The sequence below is a fragment of the Brevibacterium sp. 91QC2O2 genome (assembly GCF_024580695.1).
In the GTDB taxonomy this organism is placed as follows: domain Bacteria; phylum Actinomycetota; class Actinomycetes; order Actinomycetales; family Brevibacteriaceae; genus Brevibacterium; species Brevibacterium moorei.
Genome location: NZ_JANIJY010000016.1, coordinates 48,235 through 73,893, shown reverse-complemented (window position 1 = coordinate 73,893; position 25,659 = coordinate 48,235). Strand labels below are relative to the sequence as shown.

The following is a 25,659-nucleotide window of genomic DNA, read 5'->3' as shown; positions in this document are numbered from 1 at the left end:
ACGAACGGGCTCATACCGGCCATTTTAGGCGACCCGTTAGTTACCCACGCCCCCCAAGCGTAGGCCTCTCACCAGCACAAACAATCTCGAAATCCCAGAAATCGCCCAACATTGTGGAAGTCAGGTCCGATCTCGACACGCAACACTCCTGCCCGGGCAAGCCCTGCAGCGTTTCCAGCGAGGGCACGGCATCCCCCGCTCAAGATGGGCGACCTGCGGCTGCTTCCAACCCAGCCAAGCGGCAAAGGCCTGCTGAGTCAGATCGGGCTCGGCCCAGAATCGGACAACAGCGACACTGACCGCGCCGACCGCTGAGGTTCGATCCGATTCCTCCGCATAGCCGGGGTCGCTGGCCCGCCTCGTATCCTGCAGGTCAGCGTGGCTCTTCAAATCTGCAAGCTTCATTTCAACTCCTCCACTTCGCTCAGACGTCTCTTGGCAGCGCGACAAGCCCTCGAAAACCTTTGGGGTCGAACTACGCTTCAGGCCCATACACTCCGACGACAAAAGTCTCACCGACTCGGCGATACAGTACCCGAGTCACGCTGCTTCCACCCCGAGGCCGAAGTTCCCGTAATTTGTCGGCCCCTTTCACGCTACTGCTATGCGGAAATGGCAATGCGGGACCGGCATTAATAATGCTTGTCGATGGCATTGTCGAACGTAACAGCCACCACAACAGGTAAACACCCAACACCTGACTTATTCATCGGGGTTCAGCCACGGGCAACCCTGCCGCCACCTTCCCGGGCGAGGATGGGCCGGTAACCACCCCCATCCGCAAAGGAAACTCCGTGACGCCCGAAAACCGCCCCTTCCGTCCTGCACGGCATTCGCAGACGCCCTGCTACCGCCGGCACGCACCCCTGGCGCCCCGTCCCCTGCTGGCCGCCGCCGTCAGCCTCGGCCTGGTGCTCAGCCCCGCCATGGCCAGTGCCGCGGCCCTCCCGCCCGATGCCTCCCACGACCAGCAGAGCACTCCGGCCACCACAGCACCGGAATCCGACCGGCAGGTCGAGGGGAAGACGAAACCGGACGCCTCATCCGGCATCGATGCACCCTCAGCTCCCGCTGCAGAACCGGACCCGGCCTACGAGTCCACGGAAGACGACGCGACCACACAGCCCGCGGACAATGCCCCAGCCGCTCCACCGACCGAAGACGACTCCGCGGACCACCAGACCGACGACACCGCCGACACGGACCCGGCGACCCCGGGACTGGGGAAGTCGAAGCCGGGCGCCCCCGTGTTCAACCCCGGCCCCAAGGGCAAGCAGGGGCCCGCACCGGAGGACGCCGGCGACCAGTTCGCCGAACGAGACGCCGCAGGCGGTCCACGCACCGCCTCCCAGTTGAAGAAGACGACGAAGACACACAAAGCGCGGTCCGTCGCACAGCTCGACTCCCCCCGGGCCGCAGCGAAGCAGACGATCAGCCCCCTGGACGGACTCCTGCAGATCACCGAACTGCTGCCCGACTCCACCAATGTCAACGGCTCCGACGGCTACGAGTTCGTGGAGATCCACAATCCGACGGATCAGTCGGTGAGCATGGCGGACTTCGACCTGCGCTACCTCTACCCGGCGGCCGACTTCACGATCGATTCGGCGGCCGTCTGGCGACTGGACGACCCCGCCGCCCAGATCCCCGCCGGCCAGTCGCTCATCGTGTGGATCAAGAACGGCGCCAACGACGATAAGACAACCAAGGACTTCACCGACTTCTTCAACTCCCACAAGCCCGAACCCGCCGAGGGTGAGGACCCGATCCCGGATCTGGACCCCGATTCGATCAATCTGGTGACGACGTCCACCGGCGGCATGGCCAACGGCTCCCCACGCGGCATGGAGATCCGCACCAAATCGGGTACCACCGTCAACCGGGTCTTCTACAACATGAATGGCGCGAACGACGTCGCGGCCAATCAGGGCATCCAATACGCCTACGATCCGGACAGGCCCGCCACCGGCGTGCTGATCGGCCGCACCGCGCCCACCCCCACCCGGGTCGCACCCGAGCAGGTGCCGACCGAGCCCCTGCACTGGCCGGCCGACGCCTCGGCCCCCGTGATCGACGATCGGACCCCGGAGGAATTCGCCGCGGATGAGGACGCTGTCTTCCGCTTCACCGTGACCGACGATGTGCTCACGCGCAAGGCGACCCTGCGGCTGAAGTCGAACGCCGATCAGGACTTCACCGCATACAACCTGGTCGCCGAGGCCGCCGGCGGCCAGGAGTCCGGCGGCCAGGACGGCGGCCCGGCGGCGGGCGGATCGGCCACGACCTACACCTTCACCGTGCCCAAGGCGGATCTGCTGGGCAAGCGGTCCTTCGACTACGAGCTCACGGCCGGCGACGGCACCCACGAGGCGAAGAAGACCGGCACCGCCAAGGTCGCCGGCGCGAACGATGCGCCACTGCGCCTGAACCTGGAGGACGGGCAGTTCGTCTCCGGACCGACCCGGGTAGCGGCCGCCGGCGACGGTTTCCCCGGCACGGCCAAGCTCAGGGTCACCGCCCCCGATGGCAAGGTCACGGATCTGCAGACGGAACCGGAGCTCGAACGCGAGCCCATGTTCGTCTTCGAGGCCAGCCAGACCGACGATTACTTCCGCAACGGCGTCGTGGTCGACGGCAAGGTCGTCAACGTCTTCGACCGCGGCCTGTACTCCGACTGGGGCACGATCGAAACCGCCATCCCCTTGGAGGCGATCAAGGACGGCAAACTATCGGCGGCGATCTACGCGGGAACCAAGGCGAAGACCGATATCGACCCGGATGAGAACAACGACGACTTCGTCGTGCGCAACGTCCGCCTGCTGCTGCCCGACGGCCGGACCCTGCGCCCGGCCGGTTACGACGATCCCTCGGTCGAACTGCAGATGGGCGATTCGGCGGGCAAGATGGACTTCTTCGATGCGCAGTTCGAACTGCCCGAGGACGCCGAGCACGCCCAAGCCGCGGTCTGGGACACCACGGGCACCGGCGACGGGGACTACACGGTGACCGCCACGGACGATTCCGGCAATGAGGTCGGCCGGAAGGTCACCGTGGACAACACCGCCCCGCAGATCTCCACCGAGCTGGCCGAGGGCAAGCTCTACCAGGGGAAGTTCGACCTGGACGCCGAGGTGACCGATGCGGGTTCCGGCCTGGCGCAGGACGGGGTGCACGCAACCCTCGACGGCCAGGACATCGAACTGCCGCACAGCACCAGCAGCCTGGACCTGGCGCCCGGTAAGCACACCTTCACGGTGCACGCCCGCGATGAGCTGGGCAATTCCAGCAGCAGGGAGATCGAGTTCTCAACCCCGGAGGAGAACCCCTTCGCCGAGCTCCTGACCCCCGACGGCTCCACCGCCCGGACCAAGGACGCGCGCTTGTCCGCGAAGGTCACCGACCCGACCAAGGACGAGCTGCGCGTGGAGTTCCTGCGCGGCGAGCGCCTGCGCTTCGATCGGGACAACGACGGCGCGGGCAAGATCGCGGCCGCCTCCGGCAGTGTGCGCGACGCCGACCAGGCCGAGCGCGAGGACGGGCAGGAGCTCACGGCCGGCCAGGCGACTGTCAGCGACGACTCCCTGCCCTACAACTCCTTCGACGTCGAGGTCCCCCAGGGCGCCGACGCCGCTGCCAAGGTGCGCGTGGCCTGGGCCGGCCGCGCCAACCCCGGCGCCCGGGTCCGACTCCTGGTCTGGGACGCCGAGGCGGCCAAGGGCAAGGGTGCCTATGTCGAGGTGGCGGCCCAGCTGGCCGCAGCCGAGGACGGTGAGGGCGACGCAGGCGACGCGGCCAAGGACGGCACGACCTCGGCCGGGGACGGCACGACCTCGGCTGGGCGGGTGCACCTGGAGGCCCTGGTCCCCGTCAAGGGCCATGCGATCGAACGGGACGGCAAACAGGTGGTCCGCGCCCTGGTGCAGCACTCAGTCGGTTTCTCGGGCGAGAACCTCTCGGATCGCGACACCAAGGTGAAACCCGCGCACAAGGAGGACACCCCGCGCGATCAGTACGACTTCACGCTGGGCTGGGAGACCGATACGCAGTACTACAACGCGAGCTATCCCGCCCGGCAGAAGGACATCCACACGTACTTCCTGGACCGGCGCGCACCGCTGAACCTGCAGTACATGTTCCACACCGGCGATATCGTGGACAAGTCCAAGCAGGAATACCAGTGGGAGAACGCGGATCCGGAGTACAAGCGCCTCGACGACGCCAAGCTGCCCTACGGCGTATTGGCAGGCAACCACGACGTGGACCAGCAAGCCAGTGACTACACGGACTATGCACGCTATTTCGGCGCGGACCGCTATCAGGGCAATCCCTGGTACGGCGAGTCCTTCCAGGACAACCGCGGTCACTACGATCTGATCTCCGCCGGCGGCAACGACTTCCTCATGCTCTATATGGGCTGGGATCCCACCGATGAGGGCATCGCGTGGATGAACGAGGTGCTCAAGAAGTATCCGGAGCGCACCGCGATCATCAATATGCACGAGTTCATGATGACCACCGGGGGCCTGGGCCCCGTCCCGCAGCGGGTGATGGACGAGGTCGTGGCGAAGAACAAGAACGTGCGGATGGTCCAGTCGGGGCACTACCACGACGCCTTCACCCGCAAGGACCAGTTCGACGACAACGGGGACGGCACACCCGACCGGACGGTCAACACCGTCCTGTTCGACTTCCAGGCCCTGCCGGAGGGCGGCCAGTCGTATCTGCGCCTGCAGCACTACGACAACCAGAACCGGACGATGACCTCGCGCACCTTCTCGCCGTATCTGGCCGACTACGACTCGGATGATCCGGCGCTGGAGGAACAGCACCAGGAGTTCACGATCTCCTATGACGAATTGGGCCTGCACCCGCAGGACAAGACGCTGACGACCGATTCCTTCACCGCCGATGTGCTCGGCGGCAATATCGCCGGGGCCGGGCTCGACTCCGGGCGCACCTTGCGCACCGGTATGCCAGGGGACCCCGGGGAGAAGGCCGGTGCGACAGGACGGAAGAAGAAGGCACTGGCGCAGACGAAGGAATCCGATCCCTCTTTGCTGGCACAGTTCGACAAGGTGGAGTCCGGTTCCACGGTCACCGCGAAGCTCGAGGACGTCGAGGCCGGACCGCTGAGCTGGTATGTGCGGGTGACCGATGACAACGGCGGGGAGTTCCTCTCCGATATCCGCACGCTCGAGGTCCGCGCTGACGAGGGTTCGGACGAGGACGGCTCCGGCGGGGATTCCGGGGACGCGGACGGCAATGGCTCCGCAGAGCCGAGCGAGCCGAACGAACCGGGGACGCCCACGTCCGGGCCCGAAGAGCCGGGCGACGAGGGTTCGGGGTCGGATGGGCCCGGGGCCTCCGGGAACGCGGACGGTGCTAACGAGGCCTCTGCCGGGGATGCGGCGCGCCCCGGCGGCAGCCTGCCTGTCACCGGCCCCGCCGCCCTGGGCCTGGCCGGTCTGCTGGGTGCGACGCTGCTGGGCCTCGGCGCCTGGTTGGTCGCGCGGGCTCGTAGAAGGCGCTGAGCCGGAGCCCAGACACCACCCTGGCGCGGGAATCACCTGTTATAGCAGGTAGTTCCCGCGCCACGGTGGTGTTTATGCGCCAGGGTGGTGTCTGTGCGCGAAGACACTAACCCGCCAGCCGGGGTGCCAACACGCCCCCGCCGGTCAGCCCCGCGGCGGCCCGGTGCAGGCAGTCGATGAAGGCGCGGTCGGCGGCGGGCTGGCGCGGGTTCTTCAGGGTCGCGGCCAGCAGTCGGGTGGTCGGATCCCCCTCCAAGGGCACGACCGCGATCGAGGCCGGGACCAGATGGCGGATCGACTCCGGCAGGATGCTGGTCCCCACCCCGGCCGCGACGAAGCCCAGCGCTGTCTCCTGGTGGACGACCTCCTGGACGGTGTTCGCCTGGCCGGCATAGGGTCCCAGCGCCAGGGCCACGCGGTCGACGAAGCCGGTCATCTTCTCCCGTGGATAGGAGATCATCGGCACCCGGGAGATGTCCCTGGCCGACACCCGCTTCCGCTGCGCCAGCGGATGGGTGATCGGCAGGCAGGCGACCAGGCGCTCGGCGTAGACGACCTCGGTGACGATCTCGCTCGAATCGTCCTCGACCTCATCGCGGATGATCGCCACATCCAGTTTGCCCCGCAGCAGCTCCGTCCGCTGTTCCCCACTGGTCAGCGGCGCCAGGTTCAGAGCGACCTTGGGCCGGGATTCCCTGAACAGGGGAACCACGCCCGGCAGCACGGTGTAGTTCGCCGAGGAAACGAATCCGACGGCCAGCGTTCCCGCATAGCCGTCGGCGAATTCGCTCAGCTCATCCACGCTGTCGTCCAGATCTTCGAGGATGGAGGCCACCCTGTCCTGGAAGCGCTTGCCCGCGGCGGTCAGTTGGACGTGGCGGGTGGTGCGTTCGAAGAGTTTGACCCCCAGTTCGCGCTCCAGCCGGCTGATCTGCAGGCTCAGCGGGGGCTGGGACATGTGCAGCGACGCGGCGGCCCGGCCGAAGTGGAGTTCCTGGGCGACGGCCATGAAATAGCGCAGCTGACGAAGTTCCATGCGAGGAATATTAGGTGTCACAGATCACGGGAGTGTTACAGGCATATTAAGACGCAAACGCTATCAATCGGCATCCAAATCGGTATTTGACCACAGTCGGATTCCGGGGGTTTGCTTGACATCGACACACGTCAACGAGACCCGGATCACCCAGACGGATCACTCGACCGGATACCCGAGGAGACCACCATGACGGCAGAACCCACCACCTCCACCCAGGCCCCCACCGAGATCGGCTCCGCGCCCTCCACCGACCCAGCACAGATCCAGGCCCTGGAAACCGCCCCGCAGGGCACCAGGATCGACCTGCTCTACCTGGACGAGCCCCAGGTCATCGCAGCCGGCATGAAGGACATGGCCACGTGCATCGACGTGATGGAGGAGGTCATGGTCCTCGTCGCCCAGGGCGACTACCGGATGGCGGGCAACTCCGCGAACTCGCACGGCGCCCAGATCTCCTTCCCCGCCTCCAGCCCCTTCCCCACCATGCCCGTGGATGCCCCCGACCGCCGCTTCATGGCCATGGCCGCCTACCTGGGCGGACGCTTCGACACCGCCGGGGTGAAGTGGTACGGCTCGAACGTCGACAACCGGGAGAAGGGCCTGCCCCGGTCCATCCACATGATCGTGCTCAACGACAAGGAGACCGGCGCCCCCTTCGCCATCATGTCCGGCAATCTGGAGAGTGCCTACCGCACCGCGGCCGTCCCCGGCGCCGCCGCCCGCAAACTGGCCCCGGAGAACGCGAAGGTGCTGGGCATCATCGGCCCCGGCGCCATGAACAAGTCCGCCCTGCACTCCATGACGGTGGCCCGCCCCAGCCTCGACACCGTCAAGATCTACGGCCGCCGCCGCATCACCAGCGAGACCTTCGCCGAATACGTCAGGGAGAACTACCCGCAGTTCACCACCATCGAGATCGTCGATTCCGTTGAGGGCGCGGTGCGCGACTGCGATATCGTCTCCGAGGCCGTCACCGGCCTGGTCGGCTCCGAGAACTACCCCTACATCGACGGGGAGTGGATCAAGCCCGGCGCCTTCCTCAGCCTGCCGGCGAACCTCAAGATGGACAAGGAGTACACCCTCTCCGGCAAGGCGCGCCTGCTGTGCGACGCCAAGAAGATCTACGAGGCCTGGGCGGAGGAATACCCCGCACCCAGCCACGAGACCGCCTTCGGGATGATCGGCCTGTATTGGCAGGACCTGATCGATGCGGGCGAATTGGACCCCGAGCGCGTCGTCAACGTCGGCGATGTGTTCGCCGGCCTGGCACCGGGCCGCGAATTCCCCGAACAGCCCGTGCTGTTCTCCGTGGGCGGGATGGGCGTCGAGGACGTGGCCTGGGGCAAGACCGTCTACGAGTCCGCGGTGAAAATGGGCATCGGCACCAAGCTCAACGTCTGGAACACCCCCGATCTGGCCTGAGAGGACGACGCACAGTGGCAACCCCCGCAAGCACTTCCGACAGCACCACCTACGCGATCATCGGCGCCGGCCTGGCCGGGGCCTCGGCCGCCTGGCATCTGGCCCGCACCGGGGCCGAGGTCGTCCTGCTCGAACGCGACCGCCCGGCCAGCGTGCTCGGCAGCTCGCACGGCTCGGCGCGCATCTTCCGCTACGCCTACCCCGACCCGTTCTACGCGGACCTGGTCGTCCAGGCGCGCACCGCATGGGACAAGCTCGAGGCCGAATCCGGCCGGCGGCTCATCACCCCGTCGGGCTCCCTTGACTTCGGAGCCGTGCGCGATCCGCACGCCCTGGCCAGGACCCTGGAGTCCGTGGGCGTCGAGCACGAACTCCTGTCCGCTGCGGCGGCGCAGGAGCGCTGGCCCATGCTCGACTTCGACACCGATGTGCTCTGGCACCCCGGCGCGGGCGTGATCGACGCGGAGTCGACCGTCAACGCGATGGTCGAGCTGGCCTGCGCCGCCGGCGCGACGCTCAAGACCGATTGGGAGGTCGCCTCGGTGACCCGCGGCCCGCGCGCCGGCTACACGCTGACCTCGGCCACCGGTGAGACGATCTCCGCCGCCGAGGTCATGGTCGCCGCCGGCGGCTGGCTGCCCCGGCTGCTCGGCGGGCTGGACCTGCCTGCCGGGTTCGCCGACCGGCTGCCGGAGTTCGAGGTCAAGCAGGAGAACGCCTACCACTTCCCCTATGCCGACCCCGCGGCCACGGGCGAGACCCCGGCCGGCGGCTCCACCAGCTGGCCCACGTTCATCTACAAGGGCGAGTCATTCCAGGCCTACAGTCTGCCGGGCGGGCGCGATGCCGACTTCCGCGGGCAGAAGATCGCGGAGTACAACGGCGGCAAGGCCATCGACTCCGCGGCCGACCAGGACCGGCTGATCGATCCGGTCAACCGCGAGCGCGTCACCGGTTTCGTCCGCGAGTTCGTGCCGGGCCTGGAGACGACCCCCTATGCGGAGACCACGTGCCTGTTCACGAATGTGCCGCGCGACGATATGATCATCGACCGGGCCGAGGGCATCACGATCATCAGCCCGTGCTCGGGACAGGGCGCGAAGTTCGCACCGCTGTTCGGCGAATTGGTCGCCGACCTGGTGGCCTCGGGAGTGACCCATGAGCGGTTCAGGGCCGATCACCAGCGATTCGCGGTGGCCTGAGATGAGTACATCCGAGATGAGTGCATCCGAGATGGGCACGCCTGGGATGAGTGCGCAGAACGTGGCGCCGGCCGATGTCCGCGATGCCAATGCGCTGCTGGCCGAGATCGCGGGCATCGGGTGCGATGAGGTCCGCGGCGGGTACTCCCGGCCGGTATTCGGCCCGGCCGAACTGCGCTTGCGCGACTGGTTCGCCGGCCATGCCAGGGCCCTGGGCCTGGATGTGCACACCGATTCCAATGGCGTGATCTGGGCCTGGTGGGACACCGGCGACCGGGCCGACGCCGTGGTGACCGGCAGCCATCTGGACTCGGTGCCGGGCGGCGGCAACTTCGACGGGCCGCTGGGCGTGGCCTCGGGACTGGCGGCCGTGGCGCGGCTGCAGGAGGCGGGATTCCGCCCGGCCCGGCCGATCGCAGTGACCGTCTGGCCCGAGGAGGAGGGTTCCCGCTTCGGACTGGCCTGCCTGGGCTCGCGCCTGGCCACCGGGAGTGCCGACCCTGACACCGTGCGCGCCCTGTCCGACGACTCCGGCGCCTCCTTCGCCAGGGCCGCCACCGAGTCCGGGGTCCTCGACCCCGCCACGATCGGCCCCGACCCGGCTGCCCTGGCCCGCATCGGCGCATTCGTCGAGCTCCACGTGGAGCAGGGCCGGGGGCTCGCCGACCTGGACCAGCCGGTGGCCCTGGGCGGGGCGATCCTGGCCCACGGGCGCTGGCACGTCACGCTCACCGGCACCGGCGACCACGCCGGCTCGACCCGGATGGCCGACCGGCACGACCCCGTGTTCGTCGCCGCCGGGCTGATCCGCGCGGTGCGCTGCCAGGCCGCCGCGGTCCCCGAGGCGCGCGCCACCGTGGGGCGCCTGCAGGTGACCCCCGGCGGCACGAACGTCATCGCCTCCCGGGTCGACGCCTGGCTCGACGTGCGCCACCGCGACGACGCCACGGTCCGCGGGATCGTCTCCGCGATCGAGGCCGCGGCCGGGCAGGCGGCACGCGCCGAGGGCTGCACGGTGACCGTCGCAGAGGAGTCCTTCAGCCCCGCTGTGGACTTCGACGCCGGCCTGCGCGCCCGGCTGCAGTCCGTGCTGCCCGACGCCCCGGTGCTCGACACCGGGGCCGGCCACGATGCCGGCGTCCTGGCGGCCGCCGTGCCCACCGCGATGCTGTTCGTGCGCAACCCGACGGGGACCTCGCACGCCCCGGCGGAATCCGCCCGCCCGGTCGACGTCGAAGCCGGCGTCGCAGCCCTGACCAGGGTGCTCACGGCCCTGGCCGGCTGACCCCGAAACGCTCCACCCCACCCCGCTGTCCCCTTCGAAGGACCGCCCTGTTGGAAGACAAGGAACGAGCATGGATACAGAATCGATGATCAACTCCGGCTGGATGCTCACGGCGACCGTCGCGGTCACCCTGATGCTGCCCGGCCTGGCCCTGTACTACGGGGGCCTGTCCCGCACCAAGAACATCCTCAACACCGTCATGATCGTGTTCGGCGGATTCACCGTCACCGCCGTCCTGTGGGTCCTCTACGGCTACGGGCTGACCCTGGGCGATTCCGCCGGCGGGCTGGGCCTGATCGGCAATCCCGCCGGACTGTTCGGCATCGGCTCGCTGCTGGGCGAGGAAACCGTGCCGGGGGCTGTGCCCGCGATCCTCATCGCGGTCTTCCAGCTGATCTTCGCCGGACTGACCGTCGGCATCATCGGCGGGGCCGTCGAGGGCCGGATGAAGTTCTCCAGCTGGCTGGTCTTCGCCGGAGTCTGGGCCACCCTGGTCTACTTCCCGGTGGCCCACTGGGTCTTCGCCTTCGACTCCGAGGACGGATCCGTCACCGGCGGCTGGATCGCCAATAAGATCCAGTCCCTGGACTTCGCCGGCGGCACCGCGGTGCACATGAACGCGGGCGTCGCGGCCCTGGTGCTGGCGATCTTCCTGGGCAAGCGCAAGAACTTCCCCGCGGTGGGCCGGCCGGGCAATCTGCCGGTGGCGGTCATCGGCGCGGGCCTGCTGATGGTCGGCTGGTACGGCTTCAACGGTGGCTCTTCGGGCGGGATCAACGAAAGCGCCGGGGTGGCCCTGGCCAATACGCTCATCGCCGCCTGCGCCGGACTGTTGGGCTGGCTGTTCGTCGAGCGGCTGCGCCGCAAGTTCGCCACCTCCCTGGGCGCCATCTCCGGCATCCTGGCCGGCCTGGTGGGTATCACGCCGGCGGCGAACTCGGTGTCGCCGCTGGGCGCGGTGCTCATCGGCCTGATCGCCGGGATGATCGCCTTCGCCACGCTGGGGCTCAAGGAGCGGCTGGGCTACGACGATGCCCTGGACGCGGTGGCCATCCACATGTTCCCCGGCATCTTCGGCACCCTGGCCATCGGCTTCCTGGCCGCCCCCGATTCCCCCGCGGGCGAGGCCGGCCTGCTCTACGGCGGCGACCTCACCCTGCTGGGGCGCGAGGCCATCGCGGTCGTCGCGGTGTTCGCCTACACCTTCATCGTCACCAGCCTGATCGCCTGGGTGATCAAGAAGACGATGGGCCTGCGAGTCGACGGGGCCGCGGAGGCCGCGGGCCTGGACACCACCCTGCACGCGGAGACCGCGTACGATCTGGACGATATCCGCGCCTGATCGGCCGGGCCGCACCGCGGCCGAGAACTACCACGAAGGAAGCACCATGCAACTCATCACCGCAATCCTCCAGCCCAGCGCCCTGGGACCGGTCAAAACGGCCCTGGACGAGGTCGGCATCACCGGCATGACCGTCTACGAGGCCAAGGGCCACGGCACTCAGGCCGGCAAGGTCGAGGTCTACCGCTCCCAGAAGGTGCGGGTGGAATTCCTGCCGAAGATCTCCCTGGAGATCGTCGTGGCCGACGAGTCCGTGGACGCCGCGATCCAGGCGATCGCCGAGGCCGCCCACACCGGTCAGATCGGCGACGGGAAGATCTGGGCCACCCCGGTGTCCAGGGTGGTCCGCGTGCGCACCGGCGAAACCGGCACCGACGCCATCTGACCTTCCAGTTCCACTACGTCACGAAATGTCGATTTCTGGGCGAATCAGCCCGGATTTCGACATTTCGTCACGTAGTGGACGGCCAGAGGTGCGGTCAGCGGTCCTCCCAGAGGGCCTCGGTGGCGTCCGAGACCACATCGGCGACGGCGTGCGCGATGCCGGCCGGGACCTCGTAGGGGCGTTCGGGGGTGTCGGGATGGGCCACCAGCACGCCGTCGGAGACGAACCGGGCCAGCACCTCGCGGGCCACGGCCGGCAGCTGTGCCGCGGCCGGCGCCGCCGCCTCGATGTCGGCGTCCGGCTCGCCGTAGAGCAGCGCGGCCGTGAGCGTCCCCAGCAGCAGTGGCAGGGCGCGGCCGGCTCCGGCGGGGTCGGCCTCGGCGGCGTCGTAGGTGTAATAGGACAACACGTCCTCGACGTAGTTGGCGACGATCGCCGCGCGCAGGCCGGCCCGCTCCACCTCGCGCGTCGCGCCGAAGGACTCCGCCCGGGGCCCCGGCAGCACGCGCTCGTCCGTGTATTCCAGCACCCCACTGGTCTCCAGGGTGTGCAGCCACACCGCCAGGTGCGGCACCTCCCAGGCCGACTGCACGCCGCGCACGTCCGCGGTGATCCCCAGCAGGCCGGCCAGCGACTCGATGTCGGCGGTCTGCACTGACCCGGCGCCCGAGAGCGGGCGGCCATCGCCCAGCCAGTCCAGCAGTCGTTCGATCGCGGCCACCGGTTTGATGGCCGAGGTCGCGGCCAGGACCGTGTCCGCGGGCGGTTCTTCGAAGGCATCGGCCAGGCGGGGCGTGTGGCCCCCGGTGCCCAGTCCGTCCGCGCCGGCGCCGCCCGGTGTGTCGAGCAGCAGTTGATCGCCGATGTCGACCATGCTGAACAGCCGGAACTGGATGAGGTCGTGGGCCTGGGACAGTTCGGCCGATGGCACATCCGGGCGGTCGAGTTCGAGGAGGTACTGCAGGTAGTCGTCCAGGGCCAGGGCGACGACGGTGGGGAACTGCGCCTGCGCCTGTGTGACCTCCTCCAGGTAGTCGGGGTTCTCGGCCAGCAGCGCTTCGAGCTGTTCGGCGTCCACCGCATCCTCCAGCGGTTCGCTCGCCAGCGATTCGGCGTCGGACAGCAGGGCCTCGACCAGCTCCTCGTCGGGCCGGGCCAGGGTGTAGGAATCGTCCAGGGTGGGCGCCAGACGGAACAGGTGCTCGACCAATTCCACCGTCTGACGCGCATCCTCGGCGGCCATTTCGGGCGATAGCGTGGAGTCCACGGCGAACGGTGCGGTGGAGTCCGGGCCGTCGGCGGGCTCGTCGCCGGCGGCGTCCTCGGTGGCCGAGGCGACCTCGGCCACCGCACGGACCAGCAGCCAGTCGCGGAAGCCGTCGAGCAGGGCCCGCTCGGGGCTGCCGAGTTCGGAGATGTCCTGGGTGCCAGGTGTGCTGCTGTCCATCGCGTCCTCCCAATCGCCGCGGACGGTCGGTCCGGGTGCGTCCGGTCTTTTCGACGACTCTACGCGGTCATGGGCCCCACCGCAGCAGCCCACGCCCGGCGGGGTGAGGCTCAGGCGGCGCTGGGTTGGAGGCCCAGCCCGGCAGCCATCGCGCCGACAGTCATAGCCGTGGTCAGATCGGGGAAACTGCCGATGCAGCGACCCACCTGGTCGGTATAGGTGTACCGGCCATCGGCCTTAAAGATGTAGCCCGCGTAGTCTCCGCCGCGATTGCCGGCGAAGGTATGGTGATCTACCCTGCGCCACGTCGTCGTCGGCGTGGCGGTGGGGGATCCGATGGGCGGTGCCAGGAATGATGACTCGGGGCCGCTCTGACGACGGTCCTGGGGGACCCTGTTGTGCCGATGCTTGGGTGAAGCGGGCAGGGACGATGATTGAAATGGTTGAGCTGTGGTGAAGATATGCTTCGATTCGTCGCCGCGCTGAAAAAGGGATTGCGCGGAAAAGTGGAAGGACTGCTAACGGTATCCGCCGTTGTTCTGGCAGCCACTGGCCGGCACAGTATCGCCCGGCATCCCAATTAGTCTACCAGCCACAGGTTCCACTACGCCCCGGATTGTCGATATATCGGCATTTCGGGCTGAATTTCGACAAACCAGGATGTAGTGGAACTCAGCTGGCTGGATGAAGCTCAGGCCTTCGGGTTAGGCACGACGACGGCGCGGGCGGACAGCTTGCCGTCGACCAGCTTCCGGTAGGCCACCAGCGCGTCGTCCATCGAATAGGTTTCGATCTCCGGCTTGATCTGGCCCGCACGGTACATGCCGGCGACCTCGTGCAGTTCGGAGATGGAGCCCCAGTAGACGCCCAGCAGTTCCTGCTCATAGGGGCGGGTGTACCAGTCGAATTCGGCCTTGCCGCCGGCGATGCCGACGACGGTCACGCGCGAACCGACCCCGGCGGCGGCCTGGGCCGTGGCGATCGTCGGGGCGATGCCGACGAAGTCGAAGGCGGCGTCAACGCCGCGGCCCCCGGTGAGCTCCAGGATCTTCTCGACCTGGCCCTCGCCGCCGGGCACGGTGACGGCACCGGCGGCCTCGGCCTTGGCCATCGCCTCGGGCTTCATATCGGTGGCGATGATGGTGGCGCCGGTCAGGGCTTTGAGGATCTGGATGGCGATCTGGCCCAGCCCGCCCAGGCCGATGACCAGTGCGTACTTGCCGCCGCCGGCCAGCTTGGGCAGCGCGGCCTTGACCGCGTGGTAGGGGGTCAGGGCGGCGTCGGCCAGTGGTGCGGCGGCGACCGGGTCGGCATCGCCCAGCGGCACGAGGTTGCGGGCGGGTACCTTCATGTACTCGGCCATGCCGCCGTCGCGGCCCAGGCCGATGGCCAGCGATTCGTTGGTCTCCACGTTCTCGCAGTAGTTCTCCTGGCCGGCCACGCAGCGCGGGCAGTGGCCGCAGCCGGTGGGCCCGTAGACCAGGTAGGCATCGCCCTTGGCGAAGCCGGTCACGCCGGTGCCGACCTCTTCGACCCAGCCGGCGGTCTCGTGGCCGAGGATGAACGGCGGCTTCGTGTGGCTGCCGGTTTCCGGCGTGTAGTCCTGGAACACGGAGACGTCGGAGTGGCAGCAGCCGGCGCCGGCGACCTTGAGGAGGACCTCGCCGGGTCCGGGGGTGGGCTTGTCCACGTCCTTGAGGACGGGGAATGTCTGGAATTCTTCGAAGACGACGGCCTTCATCGCATGTCCTTTCATAGGCGAATGTTTATATAAGGCCACCCTACGCCGGATGGGCCCTGCCGGACCAGGGTGGGATGTTCCCAGAATCCGCGACCGTTCACGGGATGGAAGACCGGGAGCTCCGCCCTGTGTTCCGATAGCCTCAAGACATGCGTGGTCAAGTTACCGAGGTCTACAAGATCTATGATTCCCGAGACAAAGAGCTGGTCATCCCCGTCTACCAGCGCAATTACGACTGGAAGATCGACAACTGTCGACAGCTCCTCGACGACCTCGCAGAGCTCATTGCAACCGGTCGCCGCAAGCACTTCTTCGGGGCGGTGGTGGGTAAGCCCGACAGTTCATGGGAATGGGTCGTAATCGACGGCCAACAGCGTCTGACCACGGTCAGTCTGCTGATGTTGGCCCTGTCCCGCCTGGTCGACGATGGCGCTATCGAGGCGCCCGACCCGGGTTTGGGAGAACGGCTGCGCCGGAATTACCTACTCAAGGATCAGGCCACAGGCGATACCCGTTTCAAGCTCAAACCGGTCAAGAACGATGCGCGGGCGTACCGACGGCTCTTCGGACCGGAATCCGAATTCATCGAGCGGTCCAATGTCACCGCGAACTACCGTTACTTCCTCACCGAGCTCCCCAAGCTGGGCCTCGACGCCGACCAGATCTGGGACGCCATCTGCCGTCTGGAGGTCATGCACTTGGACCTCGAACCCGAGGACGATCCCCAGCGCATCTTCGAAAGCCTGAACTCAACAGGTTTGGCTCTGTCCGAAGCCGACAAGATCCGCAACCTGGTGCTGATGGGCCTATCCGCGAAGGACCAGGAAGTCGTCTACGAAGACTTCTGGAACCGCATCGAGGTCAATGTCGGTTACGAGACCGATGACTTCCTGCGCTGGTACCTCACCGCCAAGACCTCGAAGACCCCACGCTTCGACCGAGTATACGAATCCTTCAAGAAATTCGCCGCCGACACCGGCTTGCGTGGCGCCGCTCTCCTGGCCGAGGTCCGGGACTATTCGGATTGTTACCGCCGGGTCCGCGCCGCGGACACAGGGTCGAAGGCGGCAGACGCCAAACTGCGCAAGTTGAACATCCTGCGCCAGGATGTGGCCCTGCCGTTCTTCATGCCGGTGATCGCCGACTTCCGTGCCGGCGCACTGTCCGAAGGCGAATTCGTCCGGGTCATCGACATCATTGAGTCCTATATGTTCCGCCGCTTCGCCTGCGATATCCCGACTAACGGCCTCAACAAGGTCTTTGCGACTTTATACGCGGAACTGCGCCGCATCCAGACGCCCGGCAGCAGGTTCTCAGACGTCTTGGCTTACTCCCTGCGCCGCCGCGAGGGCAGCGGAATCTTCCCAGACGATCAATGGTTCGCCGAGGACTTCGCCACCCACAACCTCTACAAGATCCGGTCCGAACGCCGCCAGTACATGTTCGAGTGCTTGGAGAACGGGGACTCCAACGATGTGCGCGATATCGCCGGACGCCTAGCCGAGGGGACGTTGAGCGTCGAACACATCATGCCGCAGACACTCACGGAAGCGTGGCGGGCCGAGCTCGGCCAGGATGCTACGGAAATCCATGAAACCTGGCTGCACCGGATCGGCAACCTGACGGTCACCGGCTATAACTCCTCGTACTCCAATTCCCCCTATGAACAGAAGCGCACAACGGAGAACGGCTTCGCCCACTCCCCCTACCGCCTCAACCAGGAGATGAAGGAATCCCCCGTGTGGACCGTGGAGCAGCTCCGCGCCCGGTCCGAACGTCTGGTGCGCGAGGCCCTGGCCTACTGGGACTACCCACAGACTTCCTTCGTCCCGCCCAAGCCCCAGCTACCGGTCGAACCGCTGGGAACCGACACGGATTTCAAGGGCCGCGATGCCGTGCGATTCGAGTATCAGGACGCAGCGGCGACCGTGCGTAGCTGGCGGGATCTGTTCATCCGGGTCCTGACAATCCTTGCCGAGAATTACCGCGACCGGGTATTCGAGTTCGCCACCGACCAGGACTGGCTGGTGGCTTCCGACCGCATGCCCGTACATATGAAGAAGGAATGGCAGGTAGTCCCGGGTCTGTGGGCATATGCAGACACCAACACCATGACGAAGGTCGTACAGCTCAGGAGGACGTTCGCCTATCTGGGGTTGGATCCCGACGACCTTCTCATCACTCTGCGCGCGGACCAGGCCCCTGAGACCTCACAGCCTGATCAGCCGGGCATCCTAGAAGACTCCCACTATGCCAACCTGACGAAGTTCATCGACGTTCTGGAGCCTTTGGAAGGTACCGCCGCCCAGCCGGCCGAGACCTCGGCCACGGTGACCGAACTGCATACCGCTCTGGCGGAATTCCATGTGGACAACGCCTTCATGAAACTCGCACAGGCGGGCACCCCGTGGATGACCTTCGATCGCTCGCAGCTGGCGCGGGCTGATGCAGACACCCTGCTGACCTTCATTTCCGCCACCTACGAGGCGCAGGACCTGGGCATCGATCCGCAGGCAGTCCACCGGGCCATCCTCGACGGCAGCCTGCTCACCGCGCTGCGCGGACTGGCATCCGTCGAGTCCACGGTCTCTGCATAGGAACGGAGGCACTACCCACCAGACGATAAAATGGACTCATCATCCCTGTTCCCCGTGGAAGGACTGCATCTCTTTTGAGCCCCTCGGCCCCGTCATCGCCCACTCCCGACCAGCCGAGGGGGAAGACCGGCAGGACCGCAGCATTCGCCCGCGAATTCGCGCGGATCTCGCCACTCAACGGTGACGTCCAGGTCTCCATCAAAGCGATGCTGTGCCTCATCGTTTCGCTTCTCATCCTCACCGGATTCGAGCGCACCGACCTGTTCGGCGCCGCCGCCTTCGGCGCATTCTCCGCCCTGTTCGCCCGCAACGTCCCGCCGCGACATGCCATGCGGGCCCAGGCCGAGGGCGGGCTGACCGTGATCGCGGCCATCATGATCGGCGTGGCCTGCGCAGCCTGGTCGCCCAGCCCGCTGATCTCCGTGCTGGTCGTCGCGGTCTACGCGGTGTGCATCGACGCGATCAACCGGTCCAGGGTCTGGCGCGCCCCGGCCGGACTGTTCGTGGCCTTCGCTGCGGGCGCGTTCTCCAATACGGCAGACGTCGACGGCTCCAAGGCGCTGTCGATTTTCGTAGCAGCCGCCGGCACCGGGGCTTTCGCACTGGTCCTCACGCTCCTCCAGTCCTTGCACCACAATCCGAATCTGACGCAGGATTTCCCGCCGAAGACTCACCGCCTACGGGGCACCTTCTTCTCCGAGACCACCCTGGTCGTGCTCATTGCGGCCCTTGCGGGCAGCTTCTTCGGCTGGCTGGCCACCCCGGAACACGCCTACTGGGGCACGGTCACCGCGATCGCCATGGCATCCCGACCACACGGCGCCAATTGGAAGATCCGCGCCCTGCACCGGTTCACCGGAACCCTGATCGGCGCCGTCATCGCCACTCCCCTGCTGTTGTGGGACATGCCGGTCTGGGCCACCATCACCACCTTGGTCCTGGCCCAGGGCCTGACCGAGCTGTTCGTCCTGCGCAACTATGCGATCGGCATCGTCTTCATCACCGTGCAGGCCCTGGCCATGACCGCCGTCAGCCATCCGGGCACCGGGGTGGACATCGCGGGTGAACGCCTCCTGGCCACCGTCATCGGCCTGGTCTGCGGTGTTGCGACGATCGTGTTGGAGCAGATCCTCGAGGGCCGCGAGCGCCGCGCCGCCGAGGCCGCGCAGGCAGAAGAGAACTAGGCCGGCTGGTCCCGGGCCGGCGAGGCCTCGCAGCACCGTCTCAACTCCCTCACACTCAAGTTGCATGCAACATGCAACAAGGTGCTAGAGTTCACACGGAGCTCCACACGGATGCCCGCGAACCGGGCCCAGAGCAGAGCCCCCAAGCACAACAAACCCCAGCAGACCTCGAGGACGCAGTCATGCCGCACGCCGCCAGCGCACCCCAGCGCGTGTCCGCGGCACTCTGTTGCCTCCGCGCCCGGCATACGTCCGGCGCGGTGCTAATCCACCAACCAGCTCAGTGCCGCGAGGGTGTCGACAGTGCCGAATTCGGGTCGCTTCCCCGCCTCCTGGCGCATCAGGATCTGCGCGGTGTTGACGATGTGACGACCCATCGCACGCGCCAGCGCGTCCTGGTCCCCGGCTTTGAAGGCCGCGTAGACGTCCGCGTGGTCGGCGAAGCACTCGGCGGCGCTGCGCGAGGCCGGCACCGTTCCCACCCCCGTGTCCAGCACCAGATCGCGCTGCTGGCGCAGCATGTCCAGGGCCCGTCGGTTATCCGCACCCCGCAGCAGCGCATCATGGAAGTCCCGGTCGGCGCGCAGCAGCGCGGCGGTGTTCCCGTCCTGCGCGGCACGGGAGAAACTCGCATAGGCGGCATCGACCTCGGCGACGGATTCCGCGGTCGCCAGGGCCACCGCCCGGCGCGCCAGTGGAATCTCCAGCATCAGGCGCAGCTGGTAGATCTCGATGAAGGTCGACGGGCTGGAGCTGAGAATCCGCACCCCGCGGTTCTTCTCGATCTCGACCAGGCCCAGCCGCGAGAGTTCGAGCAGGGCCTCGCGCACCGGAGTGCGCGATACGCCGAGCGTCTCGGCCAACTGCCCGGCGGTGTACCGTTCGTCCGGCACCAGCGCCCCGCCCATGATCTGGCTCTTGAGTTCGGCGGTCACGGTTTCCGTGAGGGTGGCGGGTTTGGGCAATGCGGGCATGCTGGCATTATCTCAGCCCGCCCGCACTACCCGGCGCCGAGGCCACGGGCCGGACCGTGCCCGCCCGCACCTCGGCGCCCTGCCGGTCGCCGATCGACCGCCACCTTCAGCACACCTACCAGGATGGAACACAGACATGACTGACAAGACCGCATCGTTCGCGGTGATCGGCGCCGGGATCATCGGCATCGCCACCGCCCGCGAACTGCTGCTGCGCTACCCCGGCGCGGACGTCACCGTATTCGAGAAGGCCGCTGACGTGGCCGCCCACCAGACCGGCCACAATTCGGGCGTCGTGCACGCGGGACTGTACTACCAGCCCGGCGGCCTCAAGGCGCGCCTGTGCCGGCGCGGCGTTGGCCTGCTGCACGACTTCGCCCTGGAGCACGAGGTCCCCTACGACGAGTGCGGCAAGATCGTCGTCGCCCTCGACGCCGAGGAGGAGCCCCGCCTGCAGGCGATCTATGAGAAGGCGACCGCCAACGGCGTGCCCGACGTCGCGATGATCGGCCCCGAACAGATCCGCGAAATCGAACCGAACGCCGTGGGCCGGACCGCCCTGCACTCCCCGCACACCGCGATCGTGGACTACCGGGCGCTGACCGAGGCCCTGGCCGAGGACTTCGTCGCCCGCGGCGGCGCCATCCACTTCGCGACCGAGGTCGTCGGCATGACGCCCAACGCCTCCGGGGTGAAGGTGCGCACCCCCTACGGCGAACACTCCTTCACCTATGTCGTTGCGTGTGCCGGCCTGCAGTCCGACCGTGTGGCCAAGCTGGCCGGCGGGGACAAGAACCCGGCGATCGTGCCGTTCTTCGGCCAGTACTCACAGGTCGAATCGTCCCACCGCGATGTGGTGCGCGGCCTGGTCTACCCCGTGCCGGACCCCGCCTACCCGTTCTTGGGCGTGCACGTGACCAAGCGCGTCGACGGCGAACTGCTGGTGGGCCCCAACGCCTTCCTGTCGTTCGGCCGGGAGAACTACGCCGGCTACAAGCTGGGCGTCAAGGACAGCCTCGACGTGGCGCTGAACCCAGGGTTCTGGAAGTTCGCCGGCCAGAACGCGAAGGCCGCGGTGCGCGAGATCAAGTCGGTGGTATCGCGCAAGAGCTTCCTGCGCGGGGCCGCCGAATACGTTCCGGCTCTGGCCGATGTGGAGACCACGCCGATCACCCGCGGCATCCGCGCCCAGGCGATGGCGGCCGACGGCGGCCTGGTCGACGACTTCGCGATCGAGAACCTGGGCAATGTCACGCTGATCCGCAACGCCCCCTCGCCGGGCGCCACGTCCTCGATGGCCATCGCCGAATACATCGTCGACGGCCTGGCCGACCGCCACGGGATCTGATCTCCCAGATCTGAACCGCGGGAGTAGACACTCCCCTCGTAATACCACCCCCAATAAATCAATAAATATGGAGCATCAATGACGAACTCTGTCATCACCGGTGAGACCCCGGAACAGGAGAAGAAGCGCCTGTCCCGGGTCCGCACTGCCACCCTGGTCGGAACCACTGTCGAATGGTACGACTTCTACCTCTACGCGACGATGGCCTCAATCGTGTTCGGCCACGTCTTCTTTCCGAAGTCCGATCCCCAAGTCGCAACCCTTTCGGCCTTCGCGACCTTCGCCGTCGGTTTCATCGCACGTCCACTGGGCGGATTCCTGTTCGGCCACTTGGGCGATCGGATCGGGCGGAAGAAGAACCTGGTCATCACCTTCACGCTGATGGGCATCGCCAGCTTCCTCATCGGCTGCCTGCCCAGCTACGACACCGCCGGCGTCTGGGCTCCAATCCTGCTCGTCGTACTGCGCATCCTGCAGGGTCTGGGCGCCGGTGCGGAATACACGTCCTCGGCCGTCAACGCCTATGAGCACGCCAGGGCGGACAAGCGCGGGGCACAGGGATCGTGGCCCGCACTGGGCCTGAACATTGGTCTGCTCATCAGCTCCGCGGCCGTCTACCTGCTCAGCCTCAAAGGCGATGAATTCCTGATCAACGGTGGCTGGCGCATCGGCTTCCTCGTCAGCATCGTGCTGGTGGCGATCGGCCTGTGGGTTCGCTCCGCCGTCCCGGAATCCCCCGAGTTCGAAAAGCGTGTGAAGAACAACGAGCAGGCCGACACCCGCTTGCGCACTCTGTTCGCCAAGCACTGGCCCAGCCTGCTGGTCGTCCTGCTGGTGGCCCTGGGCTACAACGCGGTCAGCTATATCTTCAAGACGTTCTCGATTGCCTATGTCAAACAGTTCCAGGGGTTCTCGGCCTCGACCGCTTCGGCCTCCGTGACAGTGGCCGCAGCGATAGCGATCATCGTCGTGCCGATCTTCGGCTGGCTGTGTGACCAAATCGGCTCGAAGAAGGTCATCGGCTACGGTGGCGTCATCTCCGCGGTCTTCGCCTTCATCTTCCTCTGGCTGCTGTCCAACGGCACCACCTGGGGCGTGTTCGTGGCGCTGGGCATCGGCACCGGGATCATCGCGCCGATGATGTTCTCCGCCCAGGGCGCATTCCTGTCGCGGCAGTTCCCCGCCGATGTGCGCAGCAGCGGTGTGGGCATCGGACGCGAGGTCGGTACCGCGATCTCCGGCGCGCTGGCACCCTTGGGCGCACTCAGCCTGGTCGTCGCCTCACCCACCAACTCGACGTTCTGGGTCGGTGTGGTCCTGGTGTTCGCAGGCTTGCTGGTCATCGCAGGCGCCCTGGCCGACCGGGGCGGGAAGTTCTCAAGAAGCCAGAAGAACTAACCGACGGACTCATCCGGGATCCCGCGATCCCGGTCGGTCGGCATCGCAAGCGCAGATTCACATCGCGTGCGGACATACCCGCACGCGATGTGAATCTGCGCTTGTCATGCGTCAGGGTTCCTCTTGCGCTGCACTGGTGTGGAACTCAGTCCGCCCCACCCCGCACAGGCCCCGAGGTTCACACCGTTCGGGTGACGAAGCGGGCGGCGAATTCCGTTGCGGGGGCCGCCTGGAAGTCCTGCAGCGGAGCGTCTTGGACGATTCGGCCCGCATCCATCACCAGCACCCGGTCGGCCAAGTCCAGATCCCGTTGGTCGTGGGTGACCAGCACTGTGCTCGTCCCCGCCAGGAGTTCACGCAACAGGACGCGGATCGTCTCCTGCGATTCCGTATCCAGCGCGGCCAGGGGCTCATCCAGCAGCACCAGCTCCGGGCGCACGGCCAGGGCCCGGGCAATGGCCACCCGCTGGGCCTGTCCACCGGACAACTGCATGGGCCGGCGGCCCGCCAGTTCGGCCGCTCCCACACGGTCCAACAGGTCGAACGCCCTGTTCCTGGCCTCCCGTTTGCCCAGCCCCCTGGCGCGCAGCCCGAAAGCCGCATTGTCCAACACGTTCAGGTGCGGGAACAACCAGGGCTTCTGGCTCAGCTGCACGATGAGTCGTTTCCACGGCGCCGCCGTCACCCCACGTCCGGCACTGACGTCGGTCAGCAGCTCCGAGCCCAATCGAATCCGCACGGCTCGCGGGCGCACCAGGCCCGAGAGCACATCCAGGGTGGTGGACTTGCCCGAACCATTGGGCCCGATCAGGGCACAGGTCACCCCAGCGGGAACGATGAACGACACGTCCAGGCTCCGGCTGGGCAGGTCGAAGTCGCATTCCAGGCCGGCACCGGCAGAACCCGACTCCTCGCCTGCACCGGCAGCAACGGGTTCCCCGCCAGTGCCCCGGCCGGATTTCCCGGATGCCCCACTCGTTCCAGACCCACTTGCTCGGGCGCTACCACCGCTGGCCCTACCACCGACGGCCCCGCTGCCGGCGGTCCCACCGCGCCTCCGATGATCCGCCCATCCGTAGGTCCCCACGACAATGACCATCGCGATGACGACCAGCATCATCGACATGGCCACCGCCGCATCCGAATCCGTCTCCCGGGTCAGGTAGATCTCCAGGGGCAGGGTCCTGGTGGTGCCCTGCAGGGACCCGGCGAAGGTCACGGTAGCGCCGAACTCCCCCAGCGCCCGGGCGAAGCACAGCACCGTCCCCGACACCAGCGCCGGCCCCAGCACGGGCAGGGTGACGCGGCGCAGCACGTATCCCGGCTTGGCACCCAGGGCCAGGGCCGCCAGTTCGAACCGGCTGTCCAGACTGTTGAGCGCCCCCTCGACGGTCATCACCATGAAGGGCAGGGCGACGAATGCCTGCGCCAGGATCACCGCCACGGTCGAGAATGCGATGTGGATGCCCACGGCTTCCAGCTGCCGTCCGACCAGGCCCATCCGCCCGAAGGTGAAGAGCAGGGCGATACCGCCGACCACGGGCGGCAGTACCAGCGGCAGCAGCGTCAGCGAGCGCAGGACGGACCGTCCGGGAAACCTCGTCCGGGCGAAGACCAGTGCCAAGGGCACCCCCAGCAGCAGGCAGATGAGGGTCGCGACCGTGGCGGTGAGCAGTGACAGGCGCAGCGCGGTGAGCGCCGACTCGCTGGTCACCAGCGACCAGAAGTGGGTGTAGTCGACTCGGCTGAGCAGGCCGGCCAGGGGCAGGAGCACGAGCAGGGCGGCGAGCCCGGCCGGCACCCACAGCCAGCGCGGCAGGGGAACCCCCGCCGGTCCACGTCCGCCTGCCCCCGGCTCAGACCTCACGGCTTGCCGAAGCCCGCTTCGCCGAGGACCTTCTGGCCCTGTTCGCCGGTGACCATGTCCTGGAATTCGCGGGCCAGGTCGGCCTGCTTGGCGTCTTTCACGACGCCGATCGGGTAGGTGTTGACGGCCTGGTCGGATTCGGGGAAGTCCACGGCGGTGACCTTGTCCCCTGCGCCCTTGGCGTCGGTCACGTAGACCAGCCCGGCATCGGCCTGACCGGACTGGACCTTGCCCAGCACATCGGTGACCTTGGATTCCTCACTCACGGGCTTGAGCTTCACCCCGGTCTTGTCCTCCACCGTCTTGGTGGCGTTGCCGCACGGCACTCCCTCGGCGCACACCACGACGCTCGTGCCGTCCTTCGTCAGGTCCTTGAACCCCGTGATCTTCTTCGGGTTGTCAGGTGCGGTGGCGATCGTCAGCACATTCGTGGCGAAAGGCACCGGGGTACCGTCCATCAGCTTGGCATCGGTGGCCTTCTGCATGTTCTTCTCGTCCGCGGAGGCGAACACATCGGCCGGCGCGCCCTCCTGGATCTGGGTGACCAGTTCGGAGGAGCCCGCATAGCTGAAGCGGACCTTCACGCCGGGGTGCTCGCCCTCGAAGGTCTTGCCCAGTTCGTCGAAGGTCTGGGTCAGGCTGGCGGCGGCGAAGACCGTCAGGGTCTTCTCCTCACCATTTCCGTCCTTGGCGTCCGAGGTCCCCTGCCCGCAGGCGCTCAGCAACAGTCCCGCTGCCGCGAGTCCCGCCAGCAGGCCCGCAGTCCGCTTGCCGTTGAATCGCATGTCCGTCTTCCTTACGTTCGTCCCGGGTGGGGACCGATCGAGTGTTCCCGCCGGTGGCCGAAGGACGCCGCACTGGCGGCGTTCATCTGGCACAGCGATGGGAGAAGTCGGA

16 protein-coding genes are annotated in these 25,659 nt (G+C 67.3%); 10 read left to right on the top strand and 6 right to left on the bottom strand.

Features of this window, described 5'->3' with window-relative positions; genetic code table 11:
• The first annotated feature begins 794 nt into the window (after positions 1 to 794).
• Positions 795 to 5,531, top strand: coding sequence for a metallophosphoesterase (locus NQ036_RS11310; protein ID WP_257059060.1), 4,737 nt, complete (start codon positions 795 to 797; stop codon positions 5,529 to 5,531).
• A gap of 106 nt (positions 5,532 to 5,637) precedes the next feature.
• On the opposite strand, the gene NQ036_RS11305 is transcribed toward NQ036_RS11310, so the two are convergent.
• Positions 5,638 to 6,567, bottom strand: coding sequence for a LysR family transcriptional regulator (locus NQ036_RS11305; protein ID WP_257059057.1), 930 nt, complete (start codon positions 6,565 to 6,567; stop codon positions 5,638 to 5,640).
• Positions 6,568 to 6,756: 189 nt separating this feature from the next.
• On the opposite strand from NQ036_RS11305, the gene NQ036_RS11300 reads away from it, so the two are divergent.
• The 5 genes from NQ036_RS11300 (at position 6,757) to NQ036_RS11280 (ending at position 12,206) form a co-directional block, all read left to right on the top strand.
• On the top strand, positions 6,757 to 7,992 hold the full coding sequence (locus tag NQ036_RS11300) for a tyramine oxidase subunit B (protein ID WP_257059055.1): 1,236 nt from the start codon (positions 6,757 to 6,759) through the stop codon (positions 7,990 to 7,992).
• Positions 7,993 to 8,006: 14 nt separating this feature from the next.
• A complete protein-coding gene (locus NQ036_RS11295) occupies positions 8,007 to 9,194 on the top strand; it encodes an FAD-dependent oxidoreductase (RefSeq protein WP_257059053.1) in 1,188 nt (395 codons plus the stop codon).
• 16 nt (positions 9,195 to 9,210) lie between these two features.
• Positions 9,211 to 10,479, top strand: a complete 1,269-nt coding sequence (locus tag NQ036_RS11290; protein WP_257059051.1) for an allantoate amidohydrolase — start codon at positions 9,211 to 9,213, stop codon at positions 10,477 to 10,479.
• Between the two features lie 70 nt (positions 10,480 to 10,549).
• Positions 10,550 to 11,821 (top strand): ammonium transporter, encoded by a 1,272-nt coding sequence (locus NQ036_RS11285; RefSeq protein ID WP_257059048.1) that lies wholly within the window; start codon positions 10,550 to 10,552, stop codon positions 11,819 to 11,821.
• A 46-nt stretch (positions 11,822 to 11,867) separates the two neighbouring features.
• Positions 11,868 to 12,206 (top strand): P-II family nitrogen regulator, encoded by a 339-nt coding sequence (locus NQ036_RS11280; protein ID WP_257049027.1) that lies wholly within the window; start codon positions 11,868 to 11,870, stop codon positions 12,204 to 12,206.
• Positions 12,207 to 12,300: 94 nt separating this feature from the next.
• Here the strand turns inward: NQ036_RS11280 and NQ036_RS11275 are convergent, their stop codons facing one another.
• Together NQ036_RS11275 and NQ036_RS11270 are read right to left on the bottom strand one after the other, a co-directional pair.
• Positions 12,301 to 13,653 carry a hypothetical protein gene (locus NQ036_RS11275; protein WP_257049025.1) on the bottom strand — a complete coding sequence of 451 codons (1,353 nt, stop codon included), beginning with the start codon at positions 13,651 to 13,653 and terminating at the stop codon, positions 12,301 to 12,303.
• A 691-nt stretch (positions 13,654 to 14,344) separates the two neighbouring features.
• Complete coding sequence (locus tag NQ036_RS11270) at positions 14,345 to 15,394, bottom strand: NAD(P)-dependent alcohol dehydrogenase (protein ID WP_257049024.1); 1,050 nt, start codon at positions 15,392 to 15,394, stop codon at positions 14,345 to 14,347.
• Between the two features lie 149 nt (positions 15,395 to 15,543).
• Here NQ036_RS11270 and NQ036_RS11265 point away from each other — a divergent pair, with 149 nt between their 5' ends.
• Positions 15,544 to 17,991: a DUF262 domain-containing protein gene (locus tag NQ036_RS11265; RefSeq protein ID WP_257049023.1), complete on the top strand. Its 2,448-nt coding sequence runs from the start codon at positions 15,544 to 15,546 to the stop codon at positions 17,989 to 17,991.
• A 74-nt stretch (positions 17,992 to 18,065) separates the two neighbouring features.
• Positions 18,066 to 19,175: an FUSC family protein gene (locus NQ036_RS11260; protein ID WP_257059045.1), complete on the top strand. Its 1,110-nt coding sequence runs from the start codon at positions 18,066 to 18,068 to the stop codon at positions 19,173 to 19,175.
• A 263-nt stretch (positions 19,176 to 19,438) separates the two neighbouring features.
• Here NQ036_RS11260 and NQ036_RS11255 read toward each other — a convergent pair whose 3' ends face one another.
• A complete protein-coding gene (locus NQ036_RS11255) occupies positions 19,439 to 20,149 on the bottom strand; it encodes a GntR family transcriptional regulator (RefSeq protein WP_257049021.1) in 711 nt (236 codons plus the stop codon).
• A gap of 136 nt (positions 20,150 to 20,285) precedes the next feature.
• Here NQ036_RS11255 and lhgO point away from each other — a divergent pair, with 136 nt between their 5' ends.
• Both lhgO and NQ036_RS11245 read left to right on the top strand, forming a co-directional pair.
• Positions 20,286 to 21,497: an L-2-hydroxyglutarate oxidase gene (lhgO, locus tag NQ036_RS11250; protein WP_257049020.1), complete on the top strand. Its 1,212-nt coding sequence runs from the start codon at positions 20,286 to 20,288 to the stop codon at positions 21,495 to 21,497.
• A gap of 78 nt (positions 21,498 to 21,575) precedes the next feature.
• A complete protein-coding gene (locus tag NQ036_RS11245) occupies positions 21,576 to 22,895 on the top strand; it encodes an MFS transporter (RefSeq protein ID WP_257059043.1) in 1,320 nt (439 codons plus the stop codon).
• Positions 22,896 to 23,073: 178 nt separating this feature from the next.
• On the opposite strand, the gene NQ036_RS15710 is transcribed toward NQ036_RS11245, so the two are convergent.
• Together NQ036_RS15710 and modA are read right to left on the bottom strand one after the other, a co-directional pair.
• Positions 23,074 to 24,762: an ABC transporter permease gene (locus NQ036_RS15710; RefSeq protein WP_373566591.1), complete on the bottom strand. Its 1,689-nt coding sequence runs from the start codon at positions 24,760 to 24,762 to the stop codon at positions 23,074 to 23,076.
• A complete protein-coding gene (gene modA / locus NQ036_RS11230) occupies positions 24,759 to 25,547 on the bottom strand; it encodes a molybdate ABC transporter substrate-binding protein (protein ID WP_257049018.1) in 789 nt (262 codons plus the stop codon). The genes NQ036_RS15710 and modA overlap by 4 nt, the downstream gene beginning before the upstream one ends.
• Positions 25,548 to 25,659 lie beyond the last annotated feature (112 nt).